This window comes from Xanthomonas sp. 10-10 (assembly GCF_040182365.1).
GTDB classification, from domain to species: Bacteria; Pseudomonadota; Gammaproteobacteria; order Xanthomonadales; family Xanthomonadaceae; genus Xanthomonas; species Xanthomonas arboricola_F.
This window is the reverse complement of record NZ_CP144460.1, coordinates 1,455,570-1,482,004: the sequence shown is the minus strand read 5'-3', so window position 1 is coordinate 1,482,004 and position 26,435 is coordinate 1,455,570. Positions and strand designations below refer to the sequence as shown.

Genomic DNA, 26,435 nt, shown 5'->3' with positions numbered 1-26,435 from the left:
GCCTTGCGGATTTCAAGCGCGTTGACGCGCTTTTCCCCTGCCCTTTTCTAGAATCCGTTCAGCCACAGGAGCCCAGCACCATGACCATCGCCGTTGGTGACAGCATTCCCGAAGTAGTGCTCAAGCGCATGCGCGAAGGCATCGAAGCGGTCGACACGCATAGCTTGTTCGCCGGCCGCAAGGTCCTGCTGTTCGCCGTGCCGGGCGCATTCACGCCAACCTGCTCGGCCAAGCACCTGCCGGGGTATGTGGAGCACTTCGAGGAGTTCCGCAAACGCGGGATCGAAGTGTTGTGCACCGCCGTCAACGACCCGTTCGTGATGCAGGCCTGGGGGCGCAGCCAGCTGATTCCCGATGGCCTGCACCTGTTGCCCGACGGCAACGCCGAACTGGTGCGTGCGCTGGGCCTGGAAATCGACGCGAGCGGTTCGGGCATGGGCCTGCGTTCGCGCCGCTACGCGCTGTATGCCGACGACGGCGTGGTCAAGGCCTTGTTCGTCGAAGAACCCGGCGAGTTCAAGGTGTCTGCGGCCGATTACGTGCTGCAGCATCTGCCAGATTGAAAGAGCGATTCCCCCGTCCACTCAGAAGGAAAACGGCCAGCCATGTCTGATCAGCCAGCCAGCAAAACCTCCGCCGGTATCACCGATACCGCCACCTTGCGCGCACGCGCACGCCAGAGCATCGAAGACGGCGCCATCACCGAGAGTTACCACGCCGATCGCGAGAAGGTGATCGAACTGCTCAACACCGCGCTCGCGACCGAGTACGTGTGTACGCTGCGCTACTACCGCCACTACTTCATGGCCAAGGGCATGCTTGCCGACGCGGTCAAGGGCGAGTTCCTGGAACATGCGCAGCAGGAACAGGCGCACGCGCACAAGCTGGCCGAGCGCATCGTGCAGCTGGGTGGCGAGCCGGACCTCAATCCGGACACGCTCACCAAGCGCTCGCACGCCGAATACAAGGAAGGCACCGATCTGCGCGACATGGTCAAGGAGAACCTGATCGCCGAGCGCATCGCCATCGACAGCTATCGCGAGATGATCGACTTCATCGGCGACAAGGACACCACCACCAAGCGCATCCTGGAAAGCATCCTGGCCCAGGAAGAAGAGCACGCCGACGAATTTGCCGACATGCTGGAAGGCTGGATCGGCGAGTAAGTGTGTTGCATCGGTGCCGATCGCGCCGATGCGACGACGCGGTTGAAGATGCAAGAAAACAGGGCGCCATTGGCGCCCTGTTTTCTTGGCGGCTTGTGTGGACGGCGGCCACAACCATCCCATACCCACACCGTAGGAGCGCACCCGGGCGCGACGAAGCCTTACCGATAACGCCCCATCGCGCCCAGGTGCGCTCCTACGTGCAGGTCGCTCTGTTCACACCTGCCGATCGCCATCGCGGTGAGCGTCTGCTGGCCTGCCTGGCCGTACAACGCCGATATGGATACCGCATTGAAGACGATGCCATTGAGCGCCCTGCTCGTATCTGATGGCAGGTGAGGGCGGCAGCACAACCCTGTCCACCGTAGGAGCGCACCCGGGCGCGACGAAGCCTTACCGATAACGCCCAATTGCGCCCAGCTAAGCCCCAACGTGCGCGGCGACTTCCCCACTCAGCGCAAGACGCGGAACCGCACCTGCGTCCAGGCGCCGTCGCTGGCCATGGCTGTGAGCGTGTGCGCGCCCACTTCGGCAAAGTCGCGCTGAAATCCCTGGCGTCCGTCGGTCTGGGCAATCCAGCGACCGTCCAACAGCCAGTCGATACGCGCCTCGCTACCGAGCGCGCGCAACTGCAGGCGTACCGGGCGTGCGGTGTCGTTTGCGCGGGCCAACGTGGCGCGGTCGCTCAGCCCGTCGATGCGCAGCACGCCGCCGCCGGTCATGCGCCCGTCCGGCAGGCAGTCCGCTGCCAGTGGCGGCAACTGTGCGGCCGTGCGTTCTGCCGCACTGAGCCAGGGCGATAGCAGCGCCGGCCAGCGCGCCAATGCACGGGACGTGCGTACGTGCGGCTGCGTGCACTCTTGCGACAGGCGCTGGCCGCTGCGCGCGTCCACTTCGAACTGCAACCGCCCGCTTTGCCACAGGCGCGCGTCGCGTTCGGCGAAGGTGGGCGGCAACGCGCCGTCCAGTGCGTAGGCCTCGGCGCGGCGTGCGCACAGTTCCGGCGGCGTCCGCTCCAGCGCGCCACCGAGGGGCCAGCAGATCTCCCTCGCCTGCACCGTGGCCGGCATCGGCAGCGGCGCACTGTCGCCGGCGTTACGCGGCAATGCATCGATGACTTCGAACATCAACGGCAATGCGGTCACCGCACCGTACTGGCCCGGCAAGGGCGTGCCATCCGGGCGGCCCACCCAGACGCCGACGGTATAACGCCGCGTGCCGCCGATCGCCCAGGCATCGCGGTAGCCATAACTGGTGCCGGTCTTCCAGGCCACACCTGGGCGCGCGGCGGTGTCGAAGGTGCCGCTGCCGTAGCCGGGGCGCGGATTGCTCTGCAAGATCTCGCGCACGATCCAGGCCGCACCTGGCGACATCAGCCGTCGGTCGATCCGGGCATCGTCCGGCGTGTAGCGCACGCGTCCGGCGATACCGCCACGATTGAGCGACGCGAACGCGCCCACCAGTTCCTGCAACTGCGCGCCGGTGCCGCCCAGGATCAACGCCAGCGACGGCGTGCTGCCACGCGGGAAGTGCAGCGCGATGCCGGCATTGGACAGCCGTGCGGCAAAGCGTGCCGGGCCGATGCGATCGAGCAGATCCACCGCCGGCACATTCAACGACAGCCGCAGTGCGGTGGCCGCACCCACCGGCCCGTTGAAGGCCGCATCGAAGTTGCCGGGCCGGTAGTTGCCGAAGCTTTGCGGCGCATCCACCAGCAGGCTTTCCGAATGGATCAGGCCATCGTCCAGCGCCATGCCGTACAGGAACGGCTTGAGGGTGGAGCCGGGCGAGCGCCAGGCCTGCACCATGTCCACATGACCGAGGCGCTTGCGATCGCCGAAGCTGGCCGAGCCGACATACGCTCGCGCTTCCATGCTGGCGTTGTCGACCACCAGCAAGGCGGCCGAGGTGCGCTCGGGCAATTGCGAAAAATACGTGGCCACGCGTTCTTCCAGCGTGCGCTGCAGCTCCACATCCAGCGTGGTCACGATGCGCGCGGCATGCGGTTGGGCGCTATGCAGACGCTGCGCCAGCAGCGCGGCATGCAGCGGCGGCTTGAGCGAGCGCGTGACCACCGGCTCGATGCGGGCATCGTCCACCTGCGCGCGCGACCACACGCCCAGCTCCATCATGCGGTCGAGCACCTTGTCGCGCGCATGCTGCGCCGCTTCCGGGTGACGGTCCGGGCGCAACCGGCTGGGCGATTGCGGCAGCACCGCCAGCAACGCCGCTTCGGCCTGCGACAACGCCTTAGCCGGCTTGCCCAGATACGCCCAACTGGCCGCCTCCACGCCTTCGATGGTGCCGCCGTAAGGTGCGCGCTCCAGATACAGGGTGAGAATCTGGCGCTTGCTCAGATGCGCTTCCAGCTGCAGCGCACGCAGTAGCTGCTTGACCTTGCCCCACGGCGTGCGCGTGTGCGGGTCCAGGATGCGGGCCACCTGCATGGTCAAAGTCGAACCGCCGGAGACGATGCGTCCCTGCCCCATCCACTGCCCGCCGGCACGCAACAAACCCCATGGGTTGACCCCGGGATGCCGCCAGAACCAGCGGTCTTCGTAGTTCAGCAACGCTTGCAGATACAACGGCGACACCGTGTCCGGGCTGGCCGGATAGCGCCACACGCCATTGCGGTCGGCGAACGCGCGCAATGGCGTGCCGTCGCGCGCCACCACCAGCGTCGAGGTATCGCGCGATTTGGGGAGCGGCAGCGGGAAGGCCAGGTCGAGCACCAGCAACGTGGCCAGCACGGCCGCCGCGCTCCAGCGTAGCCACTGTCGCCAGCGGCGGCTGCGTTTGGGCGTCACTGCCTTGTGCCCGGCCACACTGTCCTGTGTCGTGGTGCTCATCGTGTCGGTGCGTCGATCATCCATCGCGCAAAGCATGCAGCGGCACGCGAATTTCGGCCACTGTGCCAGGCGCATCGATACGTGCATGCAGACTCAGACTGCCGCCTTGCGCCTCGATGATCTGCCGCGACAGCACCAGCCCGATGCCGGAGCCACCGGGCTTGGTGGTGAAGAACGGCACAAACAGGTTGTCGCTGGGCGGTAGCCCGGCACCACCGTCGACGATCTCGATCCGGGCGTCCGTGTCGCCGGGCCACGCGCGTAGCCAGACCTGTGCCTGTCCACCAGCTTCCAGCGCATTGCGCACCAGATTGATCAGCACCTGTTCCAGCTGATCCGCATCGGCCTGCACCTGCAGCGCAGGCGCGATGTCGATGCACAGCCGTGGGTCGTCGAGCAGCTGTTGGACGCGCGCGCACAGGGGCTGCAATGCAATCGGCATCACGCTCGGTGGGGGCAGGCGTGCCAGGCGTACATAGCCGCCAAGGAAGCGTTGCAGCGCGACGCTGCGCTGTTCGATCACCGCCAGCCCGCCGCGCAGATCGTTGTGCAGCTCCGCGTCCACCACCGCTGCCGGCGGCGGCACCATGCGCGCCAGGGTGTCGGCGATCGAGCCGATCGGCGCCAACGAATTGTTGATCTCATGGCTGAGCACACGCAGCAAGCGCCGGAATGCCTGCGCCTCTTCATCGCGCAATGCGCGCTCCATCGGCTGCAGCACCAACAGATGACCGGCCTGGCTGCGGCTGCGTAAGGCCGCGTGCCCCACTTGCCAGCGCCCTTGCTGGCCGGCAAATGTCTGCACGTGGATGCTTCCGGAGGGCACCGCGAACAACTCCGACAGGCCAAGCGACTCGGCAGAGCAACCGAGCAGTGTGTCGGCAGTGGCTGCCAGCAAACGTTCGCCGGCCGGGTTGATCAGGCGCAGGCGCCAGTCCTGCTCGAAGGCGAACACCGCACCGTCCAGCGCTGCCAAGGTCTTGCTCAACAGTTGCAGGCTTTCGTGCACGTCGCGCTGCTCGTCCTGCAAGCGCTGCGCGAGCAAATTGAAACGTGCAAACAGCATGGTATCGCGGCCGGCGACCGAGACGGCGCGCACGCTGTAGTCGCCCTCGCGCAATGCGTCCAGCAATCCGGCCAGCGTGCGCTGGCGGTGACCATCACGGCGCCGACGCAGGCGTATCACCGCCGCGGTGAGCAGGAGCACGCAGGCGAGCAACAGCGCGGCCTCGGTGGGTGCCGGCGCTCCCACGCACAGCACCACCGCCAGTGCGAGCAGCGCGGGCACCGCCACCCACCACGCTTGCCAGCGCAGTGGCTTACCCGACATCGTCGCCACGTAGCCCGTGTTTGCCGATGCGCCGGTACAGGCTTTGGCGGGTGATGCCCAGTTGCTCTGCGGCGCGCTGCAGGTTGCCCTGCTGGTCGGCCAGCGCGGTGCGCAACAGCAGCGCCTCGGCCTGATCCAGGGTCATGCGTGCCGCGACTGTCGTTGTGTCCTGGGCCGCGGTACGCATGCGCAGGTCCTGGGCACCGATCACGCTGCCATCGACCAGCAGCGCAACGCGCTCCATCGCATGCGCCAGTTCGCGCACGTTGCCCGGCCATGCATAGCCGAGCAAGGCCTGCTCGGCATCGCGGGCCAGCGTGGGCAGGGCGCGCCGATAACGCGTGCACGCCGCAGCGAGGTAGTGCCTGGCGAGCGGCAGGATGTCCCCATGGCGTTCGCGTAGCGGCGGCACGCGTACCTGAAACGTGTTGAGGCGATACAGCAGATCCTGGCGGAAGCGTCCGGCAGCCACATCCGCCTCCAGATCGGCGTTGGTTGCCGCCACGATGCGCACGTCCACGCGCTGGGTGCGCGAGGCGCCCACCCGTTCGAACTCGCCGTCTTCGATGGCGCGCAACAGCTTGGCCTGTTGTTCCAGCGGCAGATTGCCGATTTCGTCGAGAAACAACGTGCCGCCATCGGCCAGCTCGAAACGCCCGCTGCGGTCCTGGCGCGCGTCGGTGAAGGCGCCGCGCACATGGCCGAACATCTCCGACTCGAACACGCTGGCGGCCAGCCCACCGATGTTGACCTTGATCAGGGGCTGCGCATGCCGTGCAGACCATTGATGCAGCAGGTCGGCCACCACGCTCTTGCCGGTGCCGTTTTCGCCGAGCAACAGCACGCCGACGTCGCTCTTGGCGATGCGCGACAGATCGTCGAGCAGACGCTGCATTACCGGCGATTCGGCGATAAAACCGCCGGCCGCCTCCTGCAGCCGCAACGCCTGCGCCTGGCTGAGGCGGCGCTCGCTGCGGCGGCTACGGTCCAGCGCGATGCGGCTCTCCAGCACACTCAACACGCGCGCGTTCTGCCAGGGCTTTTCGACAAAATCCACCGCACCATGCTGCATGGCGTTGACCGCCAGGCCGACGCTCGCCCAGGCCGTCATTGCGACCACCGGCAAGCCCGGCCACTGCGCGGCGATCTGCGCGATCAAGCCCAGCCCTTCTTCGCCAGAGGTGGTGTCGCGACGGTAGTTCATGTCCACCAGCACTGCGGCGAAGGTATCGCCGCGCAGGCAACCCAACGCGATCTCCGGCGACTCCGCGCCCACCATGCCGTAGCCGGCGCTCTTGAGCAGCAGCCGCATCGCCTCGCGGACGTCGGGCTGGTCGTCGACCACCAGGATGCGGGATACGGGAGTTGAAGGAACCGTCATGCGCAGAGTCTAGCGGCCATGCGCCGGATCGCGACGCGGCGCGATGCGCACGCCCGCAATGCGCGGGCAGCGGACACCAGCGCGCAGGCGGCCGCATGCGTGCCCGACCGCATCGTGCATGCGGTCTGCCCGCGTGTCGGTGGAGCTGTGCCTGTCTTCATTCCAGCCGCAACGCCTGCATCGGCGAGACGCAGGCCGCGCGCCAGGCCGGAACCAACGCGGCGAGCAGGCCCGTCAGACCCAGTGCCAGCAGCACGCCACCAATTGCCAGGGGATCGGCCACCCGCACGTCGAACAAGAATCGCTGCAACACGCGTGATAGCGCCATGGCGATGCCCAGACCGATCGCCAATCCGATGCCCAGCTGCAGCGCCGCTTCGCGCAACACCTGGCCCAGCAAGCGCGCAGACGAGGCACCCATCGCGGCACGCACGCCGAACTCGTGCCGCCGCGCGGTCACCGCCACCGCCATCACCGCGTACAGGCCGACCACAGCGAGCAGCAAGGCCAGCCCGGCAAACAGGCCCACCAGCAACAGGTTGAGCTTTTGGTCGCTGGTGGTGGTGGCCACCACGGTTTGCATGGATTGCAGGTCGGCGATGGGTTGTTGCGGAGCGACCTCGGCAAGGGCGGCGCGTAACGCGCGCTCGTCCACACGCTGCGCCTGCGCACGCAGTTGCACCGCGTAGGTCAGGCCGCCGAAGCTGCGCAGGACCTGGTACATCGCATCGCTCATCTGCGCCAACGGTTGATAGACGATGGGGGGCGCAGGCTCGGCCGGCCCGGCCTGGCGGACATCGCCGACAACGCCCACCACACGCATGGGCACGCGCTGATTGTTGCCATCATCTTCCAGCACGACCTGCTTGCCGATGGCCTCATCGCCCAGATAGCGCTGCGCAAACGACGCGCTGACCAGGCAGACCTTTTCGGCGCCTGCGCTGTCGTTGCTGCCGATCGCGCGGCCGGCAAGCAGCGGGATCCGAAAGACTTCCATAAATCCCGGCGTGACCAGGCGGTATTGCGTATTGAACGACGGCGCCTGCGCGGTCGACACGCTCCAGCTCAGCTGGGTGGTGGTGGGTGGATTGGTGGACACGCCTGCCAGCGCGATTCCGGGCTCGCGCTGCAAGCGTTCGACGATGCGGCGCGCCTGCTCCACCGCGTCCGCCGCCGTGGCGTAGCGCTGCTTGACCGGTGCCAGGGTAAAGATGGCTGCTGCCCTGCTCTCGAACCCCATCGGCACCTGCGAGAGTTGCTGCAACGAGCGTGCAAACAAGGCCGCCCCCACCAGCAACACCACGGCAATGGCCACCTGCACCACCACCAACGCACGCGCCAATCGCCCGGCCTGCAGACTCCATCCGCCACGCCCCCCGCCGACCAGTTCCAGCACCAGGTTGCGGTTGCGATTGCGCGCGACTCCGAGCGCGGCGGCGAGCACGGCGGTGCCGATCCCTGCCAGCAGCGCAAACAGCGCGCTGCCACCGGTGAGATGCGCACTGTCGCCGCGCAACCACATCACCGGCACCCAGCTGGCCAACAGGCGCAGGCCGATCCACGCCAGCAGCACACCACCCAGGCTGCCGATCAGGCCGATCAAGACGCCTTCGGCCAGCGCCGGCAGGCTCAACCGACCCAGCGATGCACCGAGCGCCGCTCGCACCGCGCTGTCGTGACTGCGGCCAAGTGCACGCAACGCCATCAGGCTGACCAGGTTCACCGCAGCAATCACCAGCACGCACCCTGCGGCGGCAGAGAACAGCCACAGCATGTTGCCGCTATTGGCGCCATACAGCGCGTTCTTCAGCGGCAACGCGTTGGCGGGATGCCGCTGCAGCTCCTGAAACCAGGTGTCGGTCATGCCGGGGTTGGTCCGCAGTGCGGCCTCCAGGGCCGTTGCCACCTGCGCAGAGGCCTGCTCCGGACGCACGCCCGGCTTCAGCCTCCCGACGATGATTTCGTTGGTGGAGAGATTGGTGGTGGCCAGGTCCGGCTGCATGGTCTGGATCAGATCGAACGGCTCGGCCCACGGGAACTGCGCCGGCAACACCCCGACCACCGGAACTGCACGGCCTTCCACCTGCAACAGGTGCCCCACTGCCGCCGGGTCGCCGCCGAAATAGCGCTGCCAGAATGGGTAACTCAGGATCACCGCAGACGGACCACCTGGCTGATTTTCTGCATCGTCGAAGTTGCGCCCGGCCGCCATGCGGACACCCAGCGTCTGCAGGAAGCCGCGGTCCGCGCTGATCGATTGCACCACGTCGGCGCTGTCGCCGCGGGCGATATTGACCGGCAACGGCCAGGCACGCAGCATCCCGGTGGCCGACAGGCCCGGCAGGCGGCGTAGCGGCGCGTAATAGCCGGGCCCTGCCACGTTGCGTCCCTGCTCGGAAGGGCGCCCCAGGGTGACCAATTGTTCGGCCTGCGGAAACGGCAACGGTGCCAGCAGCGCCTGGTCCAGCAGCGCGAATACGGCCGTGGTGGTCGCCACGCCCAGGGCCAGCGTCAGGCTGGCCAGCAGCAGATAGCCCGGCCGGCGCAACAGGCCCCGCCACGATTGCCTGGCTTCGCGCCACAGCAGCGCGTGCGCCATCACGGCGATGGCTCCGTGACCCGCGTCGACAAGACGCTGTCGTGTTCGTGGCGAATGCGCTCGAAGGTGTCTTCGTCGACGATGCGTCCGTCGAGCATGTGCACGATCCGCGAGGCCCGGCGCGCAAACGCAGGATCGTGGGTGACCATGCACAAGGTGGTGCCGGTGAGATTGAGCTGCTCCAGCAACTGCATCACCGACTCGCCGTTGCGGGTGTCGAGGTTGCCGGTGGGCTCGTCGGCGAGCAGGATCGCCGGCTCCCCCACCAGCGCGCGCGCCACCGCCACGCGTTGCTGCTGGCCGCCGGACAACTGGCCGGGATAGTGCCGCTGCCGGTGGTGCATGCCGACCAGTTCCAGCACCTCGCGCACCCGCTGGCGCAGCGCGGCAGTCCCGATACCGTCGCGGTAGGTCAGCGGCAAGGCCACGTTTTCTTCGACGGTAAGGTCTGCGATGAGGTTGAAGGCCTGGAAGATGAAGCCGATATGGTCGTTGCGCACGCGGGCACGTGCGCGGGCAGTGAGATCGGCGACATTGCGGCCCTGCAGCAGGTAGTCGCCGTGGCTGGGCGCATCCAGCAGGCCCAGGATCGACAGCAGCGTGGATTTACCGCAGCCCGAAGGCCCGGTGATCGCGACAAAATCGCCCGGCGCGATCTCCAGCGCAATCTCGGCAAGCGCGTGGGTTTCCACCTCATCGGTGTGAAATACCTTGCTCAATCCGTGCAGGCGGATCAGCGGAGCGGCGGGGGTAACAGTGGGCTGCATGGAGCTCTCCTTGAAGGTCTAGCGTAGACGTAACCGTGGAAACCTTGCCCACTGGCTGGTATCGGACAGGATGAGTTGGTCGCCGGGCCGGAGCCCGGCACGTATTTCGATACGGTCGCTGGAGACGGCGCCAAACCGCACCGGCACGCGGACGGCGGCATCGCCACCGGGCTGCACGACGAACAGTGCGGCCGATGAATTCGGCGCGGCCAGCGCGGGGCGCGCGACGCTGATGACATCGCGCAGCATGCCAAGCCGGATGCGGCCATCGACCGACAGGTCCGGCCGGGCGCCGGCCGGCAAGGGCTGCACGAAGCGCACATCCACGCTGACGCTGCCGTTGCGCACCGCAGGGTCGATACGGATCACGCTGCCGGCGACCAGACCGTTGCGGGTATCGACACTGACCGGCAGATCCAGCAACAGATCCTTGGCCAGCACTTCCGGCACCTGCAGCCGCGCCAGCAACTGATCCGGCCGCGCCACCCGGGCCAGCTTGGCCCCTGCGGCCACCTGCTGTCCCGGCTCCACGTCGACCTGTTGCAGGATGCCCGCGATGCCGGCACGCACCTGCAGCGCGGCCAGTTGCTGACGCGCGATCGCCAGGCTGCTGGCCACCTCGTCGCGGCGTGCCTGCGCCGCACGCAACTGGGCGGCCATGTTCTGCCGGAATGCCGCAACGCGCTGCTGTTCGATCTGCGCGCGGCCGCGCTGCTGTGCCTCGGTGATCTGGCTCTCGCGCAATTCGATCGCCGAAATGACACCGGCCGCATGCGCGCGCTCATAGGCCTGCGTCTTGACTTCGGCAATACGCCAATCGGAACTGGCCCGCGCCTGCAGCGCCTGCTGATCGAGCAGTTGCGAGGCCAGTGCAGTGCGTGCGGCGGCCACCACCGCCTCGGCGCCGGCCAACGCGGCGGTGGCCTTTTCCTGGTTGGCCACCAGCTCGGGATTCTGCAACCGCAGGATCAGCGTGTCTGCTTCGACCCGGCTGCCCGCCTGCACCAGCACCTGCTCCAAGGTGGCCGGCGCACCAGCGGTGATCCAGCGCGTGTCGCGCGGGACCAGCACACCGGTGGCGCGGATCTCGCGCAACATATCGCCGCGTTCGGCGGTGCCGATCCACACACTGGCACGCTCCACGCGGGGGCTGGCGCGGCCAAGGCCCACGGCGGCGATCCCGGCAGCCAGCATCACGGCGCCACCAACCAGCACACCCACGTGCAGGCGGCGCAAACGAAAACGACGGGGAGACTTGGCGATATCCATGCCAAGGTGACAGCAGGACGCGTGCCATGTAGTCGCCGACCGCAACGCCCTGATTTGCAAAGCGATCGCCGATTCCATGCGCGTACTGCGCTGTACGATTCCGTACATGCACCTCCGATACCGGACAGTGGCGCGGCCTGTCCATGCATGCGCGCGGCAGCGTGGTGCAGACCGGGATCTGCAGATGCTGCTGGCGCACGCCAGTGCAAGCTGCGCATGTCATGTCGGCAACGGCGTGCTGCATCTCGCTTTATCGAGCACGACCGCCCCGCCTCATCGAGACGCGTGGCGCCGGTGATGCAGCTCATCTACCAGACATCGGCCGCAGCGTGATCGGTTTAGCGCGGCTGACCAACGGATGCGCTCACCGCCAGGCGGACGCGGACGATGCTCGGTGCGGCATGGACCGCTTGTCCACTCCGGTTCTGAGCCTGCTGTCCGCGCCCACCTGACGATTGCTCGCCAAGTGTATTGAGGGTTTTCTCAACGTCTCGATGTCATCGCAGTGCGAACTGGCGCCTGCGTGCCCGATAAGACGCAGCGGTTAGCTGCGCTCAGCCTGCGGCCCTGATGTCCGCAGTGCCAACCGCACCCGCTGCGCTCATCTGCAGTCAGGCCGGTGGCACGGCGCTCTCCATTACCGCGACTCAAGCGTCTGCCGATACCGCAACAGCGCTTCCGGTGCGTCGGTCTGGATGATGGAAATACCGTCGCGGTGCAGGCGGCCCCAGACCTTGTCCGGATCGCGTTCGGCATCGGCGTCGCCGCCGTAGCCGGCAATGAACCCTTCCCACAAAGAGTTGACCATCAGCCGCACGTTGTGCGCCTTGCTCACTGCCGCCAATGCCGGCAATTGCGCTGCCGACATCTTGGGCAGCTCGAAGGCCATCGGGCGCGCATTGCGGGTTTGTGCAGTGGCGATCGCGGCCAGATCGGCAGTGCCGTGTGCGTTGATCAGGATCGGGAAGAAGTACACGCGGTCGAACGGCTGCATCGCCGCCAGCGGCGGGGTCGCGATGCCCGCTTCGGCCTTGACGATCACCTGGTGCTGCATGCCGGCGCGCGTGACCGCATCGACCACCTGCACGTAGATCGCATCCTTGACGTCCAGATTGAGCAGGATGTGGCCCTTGGCGGCGTCCAGCATCTGCTCCAGTGTGACCACGCGCTGATCGGTCAACGGCGCTTGCGCGCCGCCTTCGTCGCTGCGCAAGCGCAGCTTCTGCAGATCGGCCAGCGTGAGCTCTGACAGCTTGCCGGTGCCATCGGTGGTGCGGTCCACGGTGGCGTCGTGCAGCATCACCAGGGTGCCGTCGGCCGCACGGCGCACGTCGGTTTCCATCACATCGGCGCCGATGGCGATGCAACGCCGCAGCGCTGCCAGGGAGTTCTCCGGTGCGGTGTCGGTGAAGCCATGCTGCGGTGCGGCCGCGTGGCAACCGCGATGGGCGACCACCACGATGCCGCCCTGCGGGTTGCTCAAGCGGGCCTGGATCGCCGCCACCCCGGTGGGGGCTGCATTCACAGGGCTGGCGAGCGCCGCGCACAGCATGGCGGCGACAGTGGCAACAGAACGTAGTGTCATTGAACAACTCTCGAGTGGGTGACTGATCGCCTGACGGCATCTGCACCAGGCAATGTGCATGCAAGCCGGATGCGGCAAGCAACGCTCGCACTTGCGATTCAACGCGCCATCGGCATCCGGCCCATGGCATCCCTTTCAAGCGCTACGCTCAGAACGTCGGCGTGAAGCGCAGACCGAACCAGTAGGTGGTGGGCACCGAGTAACTGTCCTTGAGCAGGTTCTGCCCTGGGCCAGTCACGCTGGTGATGCGGCTGTGGGTGATGTTGCTGACCTGGCCGATCAGGCTGAGTTGCTTGCTGATGGCATAGGTGGCGGTGAAGTCCAGCTGCGAGCGCGGCGACCAATACAGGTCCTGCCAATCGATATTGCTGACGATGGCACGCAAGGCCTTGCCCTGGCGATTGTAGGCCGCACGCAGCTCCAGCCCGCCGGTGTTGTAGAACACCGTTGCGTTGGCGGTGTAGTCCGGCTGACCGACCAGGTTGTCGAGCTTGCGTTCGCGCTGGGTGACAGCCGTACCGCTGCCGACGCTGTAAGGCACGTCCAGGCTGCCATCGAGCACGGCAACATTGGCACTGAAGCCCACACCGCTGAGCCACGGCGCGATGGGCGCCAAGGTGTTGACGATGCCGTTGAACTCGACCCCGCGGATGCGCGCCTTGGCGGCATTTGCCGGTGTGCTGATCAAGGCATTGGCGTAGGTGGTGCCGTCGAAGGTGAAACTGTCGGTACGCGAGAGCGTAAAGATCTCGTCCTGGATGCGCTTGTCGAACACCGCAGTGGACGCGAAGGCATCGAAGTCGCCGGGCAGGCGCCATTCCAGCGACAGGTCCAGGTTATTGGACACACGCGGCTTGATGTCCGGGTTGCCGATGGTGACGGTGACGCCTTGCGCATTCGGGTTGCCGGCGTCGGTCGTGTTGACGAAGCCGATCGAGGTGCGGGCTGCGTACGCGTCGTACGGCGGGCGGCCCAGCGTGCGGCTGGCACCGGCGCGCAGGTCCAGCGTGTCGGTCAGGTGGTAGGTCATGATGACCGACGGCAGCAGATAGTCGTAATCGGCACTGGTCGGGTTATCGACATAGACATAGCGGTTGCTGGCAGCATCGAGTTGGCGCTGGCGGCCCACCGTGTCGAGCTTGGTGCTGTCGAAATGCAAACCGGCCTGCACGTTGAGCCGATCGCTGCGATAGCTCACCAGCCCGTAACTGCCGAAGTTCTTTTCGGTATGGGTGAAGTTGTCCTGGTTGCTGAAGGCCTGCTGGTCGGTGCTGTTGAATGCGCTCAACGGCGCTGCCGCCAGCACGCGGTTGGCCTTGTCCGGATCGATGGTGATCAGGTTCAATCCGGCGTAACGCATCGGCGCCCGGCCGGTGCCGGCCACGTCGGCCAGGCCGAACGCCGGCGCGCTGGTATTGGGCTGATATTCGACGCGATAGATGTCGTAGGACGGCTTGTCGGTGGTGTACGACACGCCTGCCGCAAAGCCGATGCCCTGGTCGCTTTCGCCCTGATTGAAGCCGTAATCGAGCCGTCCGGTGAGGATGCGATCGGCAGCGGTGCGCTTGTAGTCCGGCCGCCAGTACGACAGGCTGTAGTTATCCAGGGTGTTGTAGGCCTGCGGCGACACCCCGAAGCGCTGATCGAAACCGGAGGTGTCGTAGTTGAATGCGTAATTGGGCGTGGCATTGACGGTCACACCACTGCCGGTCTGGCCCACCGGCACCGGCGCGGCGCGGCCGATGCCGGTGGCGTACTTGATCATCCGGATCGGCTCGTCGTAGGTGGCGTCGGACCACGCGCCGCGCGCAGAAAACTGCTGCCGATCGGTCGGCCGCCAGATCGTTCCCAACTGCGCAACCTTGGTGCGCGTGGTGACGATCTGATTGGAATATCCCACCTCGATATCGCCGCCCGGATAACTGCCGGAGGTGGCGGTCTGATTGAATACCCGGTTGCGGTTGCGCGGGTCGATGATGACCTCGTTGCGCTCCATGTTGTCCTTGAAGTAGTAGTAGCCGGCCATGGCATAGGCTTCGAGCGCAGCGCTGGGGCGCATTTCGAACTTGCCGGTGACGCCATAGCGGTCGCGCTGGTTCTGCACGTACCAGTACTTGTCCTGCTGCGGCACCGCCCAGCCATTACCGAGATTGGCGCCAGTCTGCAGCACGCCGTTGTTGTCGTAGAACCCGTAATGCACCGTATCGGTGGTCATATGGGTTTCGGTGTAGCTGCTCAACGTCTGGTAGTTGGCCGACAGCGTAAAGCCGTATTGCTGCTCGCTGCCGAAGGTACGGCTGCCGGTGGCATTCAAGCGATACCCCGGGTCGTCCTGATCGCGCGGCTTGCCGACATCGTTGGCGTGGCCCAGCGCAGCTTCGGCACTGAAGAACGGCTTGCCGCCGTTCTCGAACGCGCTACGCGTCTTGAGATTGATCGCGCCGCCGGTGGCATTGGGGTCCAGATCCGGCGTAAACGTCTTGACCACCTGCAACTCGCTGACCATCGAGGCCGGCAACAGATCCAGACGCACGCCGCGGGTGATCGAACCGAGCGTGCCGTTCGGCGTGCCGGGCGAGGCAATGGTCAGCCCATCAATGGTGACGTTGTTGTAGGACGGACCCAGGCCGCGCAACACCGGTGTGGCCGCTTCGTCGCGCGGATGCTCGTTATCGGTGGCCGGCAGTACCGACAACCCGGGAACGCGACGCAACGCTTCAACAATCGTGCTGTCCGGCAGTGCGCGCACATCGGTGGCGCTGATCACGTCGGTGATGTTGGTCGCCGCTCGCTTGCTCTCCACCGCCGCCGCATTGGCGCGCCGCACGCCGGTGACCTGCATGGCGTCGAGGGTCTGCACCCCGGTTCTGCTGGTGGTGGCCGGTGCGCCGCTATTGGCTGCATCGGCTTGCGACGATACAGGTGAGACAGCCGAGGCAGGATCTATCGCTGCGGCCTCCATGGAATCAGCAGATGCATCTGCTGACACTGCAGAACGTCGATTTGCAGTCGCAACTTCGGCATCGGGCGTGGTTTCCTCGTCGTTACTGACTGTGGCTGAAGCTGTGGCGTTGGCTGTCGCCGTACCTGCGCTCGTCAACGCGCTCGCGGTCGTGGCCATAGCCACAGAAGCCGCCTCAGCTGAGGCCTCGACTGGAATCCCCGCACGCGCGCTGGCCAATGCCTGCGAAGCAGGCGAGCAGGCCGCAATGGCCACGGTGAGAACGGACAGGTGTAAACGGTACGAATCGGAGCGCTGCATGGAATCCCGGGATCGCGCAGCAAGGACGCCGCGCCGGTGAGAAAGCAGGCCACCGTAGCCAGTAACAATGACCTTTGCGTGTCACCCGCATCGCATCGAAAAGACAGTGCGCAGCGATGTCCCCGCATGCGAAGCAGCGGTATCGTCGACGTAGGAGCGCGCTTGCGCGCGATGTGCCTTTCCCGATGCCGCCAATCGCACGTAGGAGCGCGCTTGCGCGCGATGTGGCTTTCCCGGTGAAGCCGCATCGCGCGCAAGCGCGCTCCTACGGAAGCCGGACGGCATGTCCGAATGGATAGTCGCCAACCCGTGCGGACATCCGGGCGCAGCGGATTGGCGATCAGGTAAAAACGCCCCGCCGTTAGGAAGGCGCGCCAGCATGAACAGTCGCAATGACCTATGTGTGCCACCCGCATGCATCAAAAAGACAGCGCGCGGCGATGTCCCCACATGCGAAGCATGCGGTATCGTCGACGTAGGAGCGCGCTTGCGCGCGATGAGCTTTCCCGGGGACGCCGCGTCGCGCGCAAGCGCGCTCCTACGGAAGCCGGATGGCATCCCCGAATGGATAGTCGCCAACCCGTGCGGACATCCGGGCGCAGCGGATTGGCGATCAGGTAAAGACGCCCCACCGTTAGGAAGGCGCACCAGCGCGGCCAGTCGCAATGACCTATGTGTGCCACCCGCATCGCATCAAAAAGACAGCGCGCGGCGATGTCCCCACATGCGAAGCAGCGGTATCGTCGACGTAGGAGCGCGCTTGCGCGCGATGAGCTTTCCCGGGGACGCCGCGTCGCGCGCAAGCGCGCTCCTACGGATGCCGGATGGCATCCCAGAACGGATAAGCGCCAACCCGTTCAACCAGTCCGGCGCGCAGCGGATTGGCGATCAGGTAGCGAGCCGCGATGCGCAGATCGTCTTCTTTGCGCAAGGCACGGTCGTGGTAGGCGCGCGTCCAAACCGCACCGCGCACCCCGCGTTGCTCATTGACTGCACGCGTGCTTGCCGCCTTCATGCGTGACACCGTCCGCGCCAATGGCGTCACATCCCCCAGCTGCACCAGCCAGTGGACGTGGTCCGGCATCAGCACCCAGGCAAGCAACGAGGCATCTTCCGGCACTGCGGCGATAAAGGCGCGGCACGCCGACGCGGCCAGCGGAAAATCGTCGAACACCCGTCGCCGCTGCCAGGTTGTGGCGGTGAGGAGATAGCAGCACCTTGCAAGCGAGCGCCGGCCACGACGTAGCGCCCGATGTCCTGCGGAAATGGAGCTGGTCATCGATGCATGCTGACCCGCCCGCGCAAACCCTTGCATCGGAGTCGGACGCTCGCTTCGGTGAGAAAACCCCGAACGTAGGAGCGCGCTCGCGCGCGATGGGGCGTTGCCGGGAAAGCCCCATCGCGCGCAAGCGCGCTCCTACCTTGTTGCCTTACGGCTGCACCACCGTGATCGTTGACGGGGTGGTGCGGCCTACGCCACGCAACTCCGGCCGGTACATGTCTTCCACCAGCGACGGCGGCACCGTGTAGGTGCCCGGCGTCACCGCACGCACCAGGTAATACACCTGCGCCTTGCTGCCCGACGACAGCGCCAGCGCGGCCACATAACGGTCGTCGCGGAACTCTTCGTGCTTGACGTCGGCGGCGCTGGAACGCTCGCTGATGCCGATGCCGTCCACCACCACATCGGCCCATTGCTTGGCATCGCCGAGATTGAAATTCTCGATTTCCAGGCCGGCCGGCAACAGATCGGTGAGCAAGGCATCGGGCATCGATTCGTTGGCGGTGATGGTGACGCGCACGATCAACGCCTCGCCTTCCTTCAACGCGCGCGGCGTCCACGGCTTGCCGTCGGTGGTGTACCAGCTGCGCTCCACGCTGAGGTGACGCGTGTCCGCCTCCGGTGCGGTACGCGGGATGCCGGCCACTTCAATGCTGGCATACATCGGCGCCTCGCCCTGCGGCGCGAACTGCACGCCGCGGGCCAGCGCCGCACTGTCGAAGCTGCGTGCGAACACACGGGCCGGTGCGATCTGCTGCACCTCATCGCCCACCGTCAAGCTGCCCGAGACCTGCTTGCCCTGCCCCACCATCAACGCCTTGCCGAGCCGCGCCAGCGCGATCTGCTCCTGCGTGCTCAGCCACAACACACCGCCAGCACGGCGTGCATCCAGCGCCTGCCCCAGGGCCACCACGCGGGTGTCGTACTCGGGCTTGGACAGGCCACGTTCGTGCAGCAAGGCCATCATCAAGGCATCGTCGCGAATCGCACTGCCGTAGTCGCCGAAATACGGCGGCCGCTCGGAACTGTCCTTGGCGAAGCCAGCCTTGATCGCCGCCTCGCCCCGCTTGGTGTCGCCCTGCATCGACAGCGCCGCACCCAGATGCACCAGCGACAGGCCAGTCAGCGCCTTGCTGCGCTGGTTGTCGTACAGCGCGCGCAGCGTGCCCAGCGGAGCGCGGTTGACGCGTGCCAGCACGTAGCCGGACCACGCCTGGTTGGCGAACTTCAGATTGTCGCGGCGGTCCTGCCCATAGAACTCGTTGCCGCCGGACAGCAGGTCTTCGCTGAGGCGGTTGAGCGCCTTCTGCAGCACGTTGTCGGGCACCGCAAAGCCGGCGTCCTTGGCATCGAGCAGGAACTCGGCGATGTACGGGGTCAAGCCCGGATTGACGTAGCCATCGTCGCCCCATATCGAAAAATGCCCGCTGGCGATCTGCATCGACGCCAGGCGGCCGAACGCGCCTTCCATGCGCTCGCGGCGCGTGGCCGCATCCAGCCCCTTGGTGCCCAGCGCCTTGGCAGTGGCCTCGTCGAGCAGCAGCGCGGCATACCCCTTGCTGGTGGTCTGTTCGGCGCAGCCATACGGATACTCCAGCGCGCCCTGCATGGCGCTGGCGAACGGAATCGGCGGTAGCGGGCTGACCAGCATGCGCGCGGTGACCGAACCGGCCATCAGGCCATCGGCATTGGCGCTGTCCAGGGCGACCGGTGCCAGCGGGTCGAGCACGCGCGTCTGCGTGCGCAGCACCTGCGGCCACCCGGCACGTACCGGCAGCTCGTAGTTGCGGTCGGCCTTGAACCCATTGCCGTCCACGCGTACGCGCACCTTGGCCACGCTATAGCCTTCAGTGGCCGTCAGCGGGAAGCTCAGCGTCTGCTTGGCATCCACGCCCAGCTTGATGCTGCGCGCCGCCTCGGCAATCGACAGCGGGCCGATGCCATCCACACGCACATTGAACTCGCCCGGCTTGCCGGTGAAATTCTGCACGTCCAGCGTCACCGTACTGCGGTCGCCCGGCGCCATTACGCGCGGCATGCTGGCTTCGGCCAGGATCGGCGCACGCACGATGGTTTCCATGTCGCGGTTGCCGTAGCGCGTGTCCGAATACACCAGTGCCGACACCCGCAACGTGCCGTTGAAATCCGGCACCGGCAGTTGCACGCGCGCATTGCCACGGGCATCGAGCGTCACCGACCCGGAAAACAGGTCCACGGTCTGCACGCGCGCAGTCGGGCGCTTGGCCTGCGGCAAGGCTTCCAGCGCCATGTCGCCGCCGAACTTGAGCTTGCCGCTGGCGCCTTCGAAACTCTCGATCACGCGGCCATAAATGTCGTAGGCATCGGTGCCCAGGCGCCGCTGCGCAAAGAACTGCGCGTTGGCATCGGGCACCGGGAAGCGGGTGATGTTGAGAATCCCGACATCCACCGCCGAGATGGTGACGTGCGCCGCCTTGCCCGCCAGTTCCGGCACGCTCACCGTCACCGGCAGCGATTGCTCCGGGCGCATCTGCTTGGGCGCGGACAGGCCGACCGCCACGCGGCGCGCCTTGCGATCCATCGGCACATACGCCACACCCACCGCACGCGCGGGAGTGATCTTGCTCGGCGCGGTGCCGCCGCGGAACACCAGCGCGGTGACGTAGACGTCGTGACGCTCCCAGGCCTCGGTCACCGGAATGTCGAACGTGCTACCCGGCTTGACGTCGATGTCCTGCACGTACAGCAGCTTGTCGCTTTCCACCAGCAGCACGCCCTTGCCGGCATGCGGCGGGGTCAGCGTGACGGTGAGCGTGTCGCCGGCACGGTAGCCGGTCTTGTCCAGCGCCAGCTTGACCTTGTCCGGGCGCGCGTCCAGGCCGCGGTTTTCGTCGTTCCAGCTCCAGCCGGCGCGGAACGGGTAACGCGTGGTCAGCCCGGTGGCCGGGTCGAACACGTCCAGGCGGTACTCGCCCCATTCCACTGGGAAATCGAGCTTGGCATTGCCGCTGCCCACATCGAGCGTGCGGGTGTCCTTGTTCTCGAAGCGGCGGGTGAAGTCGTAGTCCCAATGGTCGTCGGTGTAGTTCCAGTGATAGTCGCGCAGCTCGCGCACCAGCGTGGCCTTCAGGCCCTTGGCCGGCTGCGGCTTGCCGTCGGCATCCACGCGGGTGAGCTCGAACCGCGCGCTGCCGTTGGCATCGGCGCCGTCCTTGTCGTCGAACAGGGGGCGCACGCCGACCAGCGCCTTGGCCGGCCACAGCACCCGCTTGACTGTGCGGGTGACGGTGCGCCCGCCGGTCTCGTAGACGCTGCCGGACACCACCGCGGCGATCGTGCTGACCGGCTTGGCTTCGGCCGGCAGCGCGATGTCTTCGCGCAGGATGCCGTCGCTGCCGAACGTGGTATCGATCACGTCCTTGGCTTCGCGCGGCAGCTCCAGTGTGGGGTCGCCGAAGAACCAGCCCGGCAAGGACTCGAGCGGATGCTGCTCGACGCTGACCGCCAGCTTGGCGGTGAAGCGGTTGCCATCGGCCGGCGCGCCATACAGATACGCGGCATTGGCGACCAGCTTGAACGGCTGGCCGGCGCTCAAGGTCTTTTGCGCGGCATCCAGGTCCAGCTTCATGCGCTCGGGCAGGAACTCTTCCACCCGCACCGTCATGCCCTGCACGGCATCCTTGCTGGCCGGGTCGGTACGGAACTCCACCTGCCAGCGGCCGGTGGGCGCGTCGGCCGGAATCTGCTGGGTGAATTCGAAGTAGCCCTGTTGGCCGGGTTGCAGCTTGGTTTCGCGGAAGGTCTTGCCGTCCGGCTGCTTCAGGCGCAGGAACACCGGCTGCGGCTTGGTGGGCTTGCCGTCGTTGTCGCGCAGGATCGCCGACACGCGCATGGTCTCGCCGGGGCGATACAGATCGCGGCCGGCCCAGGCGAACACGTCGAACCACGCACTCTGGCGACCGGCCACCGCAAACTCGCTCAGGTCCAGCGCCGGCTGGTTGAACGGCAGCAACGAGACGTCGGTCTTGCTGCGCGCCACCAGCACGTGGCCGGCATCGAGCGTGTAGTTGAGCAGCGCATTGCCGTTGCCGTCGGTGGCGGCCTTGAGGAACAGCTCGCCCTTGGCATCGAGGATGCGCACTTCCACGTTCTTGATCGGCTCGCCGCTCTGCAGCGAAGCGGTGTGCACGAACAGCTTGTCCTTGTAGGCGCGCGTGTGCAGGCCGATGTCGCTGACGGTGAAGAACGCGGTCTCTTGCTCGCTCTCGAAACTACCGGCGCGCTTCATCACCGCAAAATACAGGCCAGGCTCCTGCAGTTCCTTGATGTCCTGCGTCGGCAGGTAGGTCAGCACACGCTCGTTCTGCTTGCCGCCCAGGATGAACCGGTTGACGTAGACCGGGTCGGCCAGCTTGGACAGCGGTTGTTTGCCACTGTATTGGCTCTCAAGCTCCCAACTGCCGCGACGACCGCCGCGCTGAAACTGCTGGAAGAACGCCGGCAGCGACTTTTCGCGCACGCGCAGGAACTCCACGTCCACTTCCGGCACGTTGACCGACACCACCGGCAGGCCGCGGCTTTCGCGCGCCGGCAGCACGCTGCCTTGCGAAGCGAACCCGACCACTGGCTTGAGCGCGCCGGTGTAGACCTTCTGCTTGAGCGGCTTGCCCAGGCGACTACCATCGGCGGCCAGCAGGTTGGCGTCGATCAGTACCGTGTAGTCCTTGGCCGCCTCCACGTACGGGTAACGCAGCGTCTTGCCGTCATCGGACAGCGTCCAGCTGCTGTCGCCGGTGCCGACCTTCTCCTCGAAGCGCACCAGCGCATCGAAATCCTGCGTCCCCACCAGCGGACGCGAGAATTCCAGCGCCAGCGACAGACCGTCGCCGGCCTGGTCGGGATAGGCACGCGCCAACGCGAATCCGGTGATGGCCTGCTTGTCGGCCTTGATCGCCTCGCCGCTGGCGGCGGGCAATTGGCCACTTTCGTTGCGCTTGCACGCCACCGCGCCGATCGCCACGCTCAGCAACACCACCCACAGCAACATGCGCCGTGTACCCGACCACCTCATCCCTGATTCCCGGCTGTCCATTCGCGCTACCCCATGACTGAGGACGCAAGTATAGCGACGCCAATCGTGTCGCCGATGGCCGCTATGAGGCGACGCATGGACTTACCGATGGGCGGTGATCGTGTGCCGCTGTGCGAGCGTCGCGATGGCACCGGCGGCCCGACCAGCCGCACTGTCCCCGTCCATTGAGACAAAACACCTAAAGCCATCGAGATTTAGAACCGTGGCGGCGTTTGGGCGCGATCCGATGCTTAAGTCAAAAGCTCGGTGGGTCCAGGGCGCGGCGCCCTCACCGCTCGCGGGACACGCCGTGAACCCATCCTTGGGGGCTCGGTGGCGGCATCCATGCCGCCACACGGTCCCGCAACCGGCGAGGACACCGCACCAGACGGCTGGTCGGCTGCTTTATAAAAACCAAGCACACCGACCATCTCGACGGGCCCTTGCCCGCCCAGCGTCGCGGGACCTTACGCGGCATGGATGCCGCGTAAGAGCCTCCATGGACGGATTCACGGCGTGTCCCGCGACGCTGGGCGGGCAAGGGCCCTGCAGCCAAGTTGCAGCACTATCGCCGTAAAGCCGTTTCGTTCGCCGCTCTTAGTGCAACTGCAACAACGTGCGCATGTACATCTCGATCAACGCTGGCTTGTCCGCACGCAGGCACGCCTGCACGTTCGCGGTGCCTTTGCCCTCGCGGGTGTACCCCTGCGCATCGACCTCCAGATGCAATGGCGTGGTCGGGCACAGGTCGGGGCGCAGCAGCCAGGCCACCGGCACTGCGTCGAACAGGGTCGGCGTGGCGCTGGCCCAGGGCTGGTCGGTATTGCGCCACTGGTAATACAGCTGGGTGAGCGCATCGGTCAGATCATCGCCGTGCGCAAACAGCGCGACGCGTTCGGGTTCTTCCAGCGTGATCTGGGTGGCATCCAGCGGCAGCAACACGATCGGCACGCCGGCCGCGAACACCTGCTGCGCCGCCGACACATCGGAGAGGATGTTGTACTCCGGCGCCGGCGCACTGGCCGGCCGATACGCCGACTTGCCATAGCCAACGCGTACCGACCCGCCCATCGCCACGATGCGCTTGAGCTTGGCAAAGCCGGCCGGGTCGCGCCGCTGCGCCAGTGCGGCGTCGGTCATCGGCCCCAACACCAGCAAGGTCACCTCGCCCGGATGCAGGCGCGCCTGCTGCAGGATCATCGCCGCCGCATCCGGCAACTTGCCCGGCAACTGCCCCTTGGACGCCCAGCGCGCCTGGCTGAAGGGAATCGTGCTGGTGGTGCGCGCGCCCACCGCCAACGGAATCTCGCTACGTCCGGCCTGCTGCAACAGGCGCTGCAGCAGCTGCGCACGCAAACTGGTATCGCCCCAGGCCGATGCGATGCCCAACACGCGCAGCTGCGGGCTACGCAGCAACAGCCCGAGCGCAAACGCATCGTCGATGTCGTCGCCGATATCGGTGGAGACCACCAGCAACTCGGTGGATGCGGGCGTTGGCGCCGCCTGCGCTGCGGTCACGGCAGGCGTCTGCGCCCATGCCACTGCCGACGCACACCACAGCCCCAGCATCCACCACATGTTTCGCCATCTGCGCTGCATGCACCTACTCCTGCCGCCATAAAAAAACCGCCGGCATCATAGCCGGCGGTTCAATCGTGCTACACCAACACGCCGATCAGAAGTTGGCGCGGAACTGCGCACCGACGATGCGCGGGTCGTTGATGAAGCCGGTGAGGTTGTTGAAGTCGATCGCACCGGTCACGCGGATCTGGTTGGTGCAGTTGCGGCAGAACACCGACAACTCGTACGCGCCCGCGCCCCAGTTGTAACCGATCTTGGCGCCGCCTTCGACCAGCGGCTGGCCGGTGAACTCCTTGGAGTCGTACAGGAAGAAATTCACTTCGCTGCGGTAGGACCAGTCGGTGTAGAAGAACAGCTCGCCATCGTTGCCCATCGGGATGCCGTAACGCAGCGTGGCGTTGGCCATCCACTTGGCAGCCTGCGGCAGATCGTTGCCGTCGATGATGGCGTTGCCGGCCGCATTGAGCGGGTCGGTCACGGTGCAGGTGCGGCACACGCCCACCGACAGGCTCGGGTCGTCGATGCGGGTCCAGTTGTAGGCGCCGCCGGCGGTGACGCGCAGGTTCTGGGTGAGCAGCGCTTCGAAGTCGAACTCGGCGCCGCGCGCCTTGGTCTTGTCGGCGTTGAGCAGGCGCACGTCGTTGGAGACGCCGCCCACTGCGGTGAGCTGCTGGTTCTTGACGCGGAAATCGTAGATGTCGAAGCTCAGGCGCGCGCGGTTGTCGAACAGGTCCGACTTGATGCCGATCTCGAACGAATCCACCGTCTCCGGCTCGGCCACGGTCAGCGGCGCGGTGCCCGAGGGCACGCCGAAGCTGGCGCCGCGGAAGCCACGTGCCGCACGGGCGTACACGTTGACGTCGTCGTTGATGGCGAAGGTGGCCGCCAGATCGCCGGTGACCTTGGAGTTGTCGGTCTCGCCGCTGGACGGCTCGACCAGCGTGACGCGGTCCAGCGCCAGCACGTCGAAGGTCTTCTTGTCGTAGGTGTAGCGGATGCCGGCGCGCAGGTTAAGGCGATCGGTGGCCGCATAGTTCAACGAGCCGAATGCCGCCCACGAGGTGTTGCGCTGGCGGGTCAGCTGGTAGCTGGCCAGATCGCCGCCGCTGAAGGTGTTGTAGGTGTAGTTCTCGCCTTCCACATCGTCGTGGAAGTAGTACAGGCCGGCCTGCCAGTTGAGCGGGCCCTCGTACTGCGATTCGGCGCGCAGTTCCTGGCTGTACTGGTCCAGGCTCTTGATGCCGCCGGCGGTTTCCACCGGGAACGGAATCACGCCCGGACCGGACGGCGGTGCGAACACCGCGCCGAAGCCACCGTCGATGTCGCCACGGCTGTAGTACTTGCCGATGCCCTCATACGCGGTGATCGAGTGCAGCGCGATGTCGCCCAGGTCCCAGGTCAGGTTGGCGCTGCCGCCATAGGTCTGCAGTTCCTGGGTGTTGGCGCCGTCGATGAAGGACTTCTCTTCGTCGAAGCCGTCCACCAGCTGGTTGGTGCCGGGCTGGATGATGTTGGCGCGGAACAGGCGCGCGGTGCCATCCAGGTGACGCGCATGCGCGTTGAACAGGGCACTGAAATCGTCGCTGGCCTGGTACAGCAGCTGCAGGCGCACGGCCGAGTCGGTATAGCCTTCCAGATCGCGGCCGTCGCGGTTTTCCACCCAGTCGTCGCGGCGCTGGCCCAAGGTGGACAGGCGCGCTGCCCAATGCTCGCCCATCGCGATGCTCAGGCCGCTTTCCAGGGTCATGGTGCCGTAGGTGCCATAGGACAGGCTGGCGTAGCCATCATTGGCGCCGATGGTCGGCTTGACCGAGTTGAACTTGACCACGCCGGCCGGCGTATTGCGGCCGAACAGCGTGCCCTGCGGGCCGCGCAGCACTTCCAGGCCTTCCAGATCGAAGATCGGGAAGCCCTTCAGGAACGCGTTTTCCTGCACCACGTCGTCATAGATCAGCGACACCGGCTGCGAGGCGTAGGTATTGAAGTCGGTGTTGCCGTAGCCGCGGATGTACACGCGCGGGAACACACGGCCATTGGACGATTCGATGTTGAGGCTGGGCGCCTTGCCCGCCAGCACGCGGATGTCCGAGCCGCTGGTGGAGATGGCGTCCAGAAATTCCGGGCGCAGCACGCTGGCCGACACCGGCACATCCTTGGAATCTTCCGAACGACGTTCGACCGTGACCTTGACCGCATCCAGACGCACGACACCGTCGTCGCCAGAAGCCTGCTGTGCAGCAGCGTGGAACGGGAGAAGCGAAACGACGGCAACGGCAAGCGCGCTGATCTTGAGCGACCGGCTGGCTGACATGGG

General features: G+C 66.3%; 14 protein-coding genes and 1 other RNA gene. 3 read left to right on the top strand and 12 right to left on the bottom strand.

The window, feature by feature from the left end; all coding sequences use genetic code 11:
• The first annotated feature begins 80 nt into the window (after nucleotides 1–80).
• Complete coding sequence (locus tag VZ068_RS06365; protein ID WP_259153122.1) at nucleotides 81–563, top strand: peroxiredoxin; 483 nt, start codon at nucleotides 81–83, stop codon at nucleotides 561–563.
• A gap of 42 nt (nucleotides 564–605) precedes the next feature.
• On the top strand, nucleotides 606–1,166 hold the full coding sequence (locus tag VZ068_RS06360) for a ferritin-like domain-containing protein (RefSeq protein ID WP_046963150.1): 561 nt from the start codon (nucleotides 606–608) through the stop codon (nucleotides 1,164–1,166).
• Between the two features lie 452 nt (nucleotides 1,167–1,618).
• Here the strand turns inward: VZ068_RS06360 and pbpC are convergent, their stop codons facing one another.
• From pbpC to VZ068_RS06330, 6 genes are all read right to left on the bottom strand, one after another.
• Nucleotides 1,619–4,015 carry a penicillin-binding protein 1C gene (pbpC, locus tag VZ068_RS06355; protein WP_349657181.1) on the bottom strand — a complete coding sequence of 799 codons (2,397 nt, stop codon included), beginning with the start codon at nucleotides 4,013–4,015 and terminating at the stop codon, nucleotides 1,619–1,621.
• 16 nt (nucleotides 4,016–4,031) lie between these two features.
• Nucleotides 4,032–4,535 carry an ATP-binding protein gene (locus VZ068_RS06350; RefSeq protein ID WP_259166376.1) on the bottom strand — a complete coding sequence of 168 codons (504 nt, stop codon included), beginning with the start codon at nucleotides 4,533–4,535 and terminating at the stop codon, nucleotides 4,032–4,034.
• Nucleotides 4,536–5,334: 799 nt separating this feature from the next.
• Nucleotides 5,335–6,726: a sigma-54 dependent transcriptional regulator gene (locus VZ068_RS06345; RefSeq protein ID WP_349657180.1), complete on the bottom strand. Its 1,392-nt coding sequence runs from the start codon at nucleotides 6,724–6,726 to the stop codon at nucleotides 5,335–5,337.
• Between the two features lie 157 nt (nucleotides 6,727–6,883).
• Entirely contained in the window at nucleotides 6,884–9,325 is a 2,442-nt protein-coding gene (locus VZ068_RS06340) for an ADOP family duplicated permease (protein ID WP_349657662.1), read from the bottom strand.
• Nucleotides 9,325–10,092: an ABC transporter ATP-binding protein gene (locus VZ068_RS06335; protein WP_349657179.1), complete on the bottom strand. Its 768-nt coding sequence runs from the start codon at nucleotides 10,090–10,092 to the stop codon at nucleotides 9,325–9,327. The genes VZ068_RS06340 and VZ068_RS06335 overlap by 1 nt, the downstream gene beginning before the upstream one ends.
• 18 nt (nucleotides 10,093–10,110) lie before the next feature.
• Complete coding sequence (locus VZ068_RS06330) at nucleotides 10,111–11,361, bottom strand: efflux RND transporter periplasmic adaptor subunit (protein ID WP_349657178.1); 1,251 nt, start codon at nucleotides 11,359–11,361, stop codon at nucleotides 10,111–10,113.
• Nucleotides 11,362–11,762: 401 nt separating this feature from the next.
• On the opposite strand from VZ068_RS06330, the gene VZ068_RS06325 reads away from it, so the two are divergent.
• A non-coding RNA gene (locus VZ068_RS06325) (sX9 sRNA) lies at nucleotides 11,763–11,841 on the top strand.
• Between the two features lie 157 nt (nucleotides 11,842–11,998).
• Here VZ068_RS06325 and VZ068_RS06320 read toward each other — a convergent pair.
• The 6 genes from VZ068_RS06320 to VZ068_RS06295 all read right to left on the bottom strand — a co-directional run bounded on the left by VZ068_RS06320 (nucleotide 11,999) and on the right by VZ068_RS06295 (nucleotide 26,432).
• Nucleotides 11,999–12,946: a glycerophosphodiester phosphodiesterase family protein gene (locus tag VZ068_RS06320; RefSeq protein WP_349657177.1), complete on the bottom strand. Its 948-nt coding sequence runs from the start codon at nucleotides 12,944–12,946 to the stop codon at nucleotides 11,999–12,001.
• 148 nt (nucleotides 12,947–13,094) lie between these two features.
• A complete protein-coding gene (locus VZ068_RS06315; protein WP_349657176.1) occupies nucleotides 13,095–16,208 on the bottom strand; it encodes a TonB-dependent receptor in 3,114 nt (1,037 codons plus the stop codon).
• Between the two features lie 811 nt (nucleotides 16,209–17,019).
• A complete protein-coding gene (locus VZ068_RS06310; protein ID WP_349657175.1) occupies nucleotides 17,020–17,487 on the bottom strand; it encodes a transposase in 468 nt (155 codons plus the stop codon).
• A gap of 151 nt (nucleotides 17,488–17,638) precedes the next feature.
• The gene (locus tag VZ068_RS06305; RefSeq protein ID WP_349657174.1) at nucleotides 17,639–22,540 is read right to left on the bottom strand and encodes an alpha-2-macroglobulin; all 4,902 of its coding nucleotides are present in this window, start codon (nucleotides 22,538–22,540) and stop codon (nucleotides 17,639–17,641) included.
• Between the two features lie 597 nt (nucleotides 22,541–23,137).
• Nucleotides 23,138–24,109 (bottom strand): nucleoside hydrolase, encoded by a 972-nt coding sequence (locus VZ068_RS06300; RefSeq protein ID WP_349657661.1) that lies wholly within the window; start codon nucleotides 24,107–24,109, stop codon nucleotides 23,138–23,140.
• Between the two features lie 106 nt (nucleotides 24,110–24,215).
• Nucleotides 24,216–26,432 (bottom strand): TonB-dependent receptor, encoded by a 2,217-nt coding sequence (locus VZ068_RS06295; RefSeq protein WP_259153111.1) that lies wholly within the window; start codon nucleotides 26,430–26,432, stop codon nucleotides 24,216–24,218.
• Between the last annotated feature and the right edge of the window lie 3 nt (nucleotides 26,433–26,435).